The 1,156-nt window shown below is 74.9% G+C and carries 1 protein-coding gene; it reads left to right on the plus strand.

Annotation, left to right across the window (positions count from 1 at the left end):
* The coding region (locus ACFWI9_RS34605) for an N-acetylglucosamine kinase (RefSeq protein ID WP_387169345.1) at positions 1-849 on the plus strand (849 nt) is incomplete at its 5' end.
* Between the last annotated feature and the right edge of the window lie 307 nt (positions 850-1,156).

Below are 1,156 nucleotides of genomic sequence, written 5' to 3' on the forward strand. Positions count from 1 at the left end.
GCACTCGCCGCGGCCGTGCTGCTGGAGCCTCTGCTGCCGATGGCCCGCACACTGCTCGGGCGGGTGGGCGCCCCCAGGCCGGACGCGATCGCCATCGGGGCGGCCGGAATGGCGACGCTCGGGGACGAACTGCGGGCCGTACTGCCGACCGCGCTGGGTTCCGAACTCGGGACGCAAGCCATCGCCTGCGCCGCGGACGCGGTGACCGCCTACGTCGGCGCGCTCGGGCAGCGCCCGGGAGTCGTGGTCGCGGCGGGCACGGGGATGATCGCGCTGGGTACGGATCTGGTCACCTGGCGGCGGGCGGACGGCTGGGGGCATCTGCTTGGGGACCGCGGCGGCGGGGCGTGGATCGGACGGGCAGGCTTCGAGGCGGCGCTATGCGCGTTCGACGGGCGTGCGGGCGGGTCGGCCGCGCTGCTGGACCGGCTGGAGAAGGTGTTCGGACCGCCGGACCGGCTGCCGGGGCTGCTGTATCCGCGCTCCGACCGGCCCGCTCTGCTGGCCTCGTTCGCCCCCGAGGTCGCCGCGTGCGCGGCGGACGATCCGGTCGCCGCGCGCATTCTCGGTGACGCGGCCGGGCATATCGCGGCCACGGCCGCGGCCGTATGCCCGTCGCCCACCTCCGGGGAGTGCGAAGTGGCTCTCACCGGAGGCTTGTTCAAGCTGGGAGAGACCCTGCTGACTCCGCTCTCGGCAGCGCTGTCCCGGCAGCTCCCGCAGGCGCGGCTGGTGCCCGCCGCGGGCGACCCGCTGGCGGGCGCGCTGACCGTCGCCGCCGCACTCGCGACGGAGCAGCTGATCGTGCCCCGGGACGGACGTATGCTCCGCGTGACCACGAGCCGCTGAGACCGCGGGAACACCGACCCGCAAACCCGGATGTACATCACGCAAGCCGAGCCGCAAACTCATCGGGCATATACGGACAGACAGTACGTGACTGCCCCCTCGCCGAACAGTCCCGGCGACAAAACCAGTAGCATGCGGCGCCATGAGCTCCCCCACTGGGCCCGCATCCGGCCTGCCCGTACGAATGCCGCGACCCCGCCAGTCCGGGCGGCACCCCCCCCCCCCGGCCCGGGGCGGCCGCGGCCGGCCCCCGCCGCCAGGGGGCGAGGACGGGAGGGGCGAAACCCCAGGACCGGACGCGTTCCTC

This window comes from Streptomyces sp. NPDC127084, from assembly GCF_042724175.1.
Classification (GTDB): Bacteria; Actinomycetota; Actinomycetes; order Streptomycetales; family Streptomycetaceae; genus Streptomyces.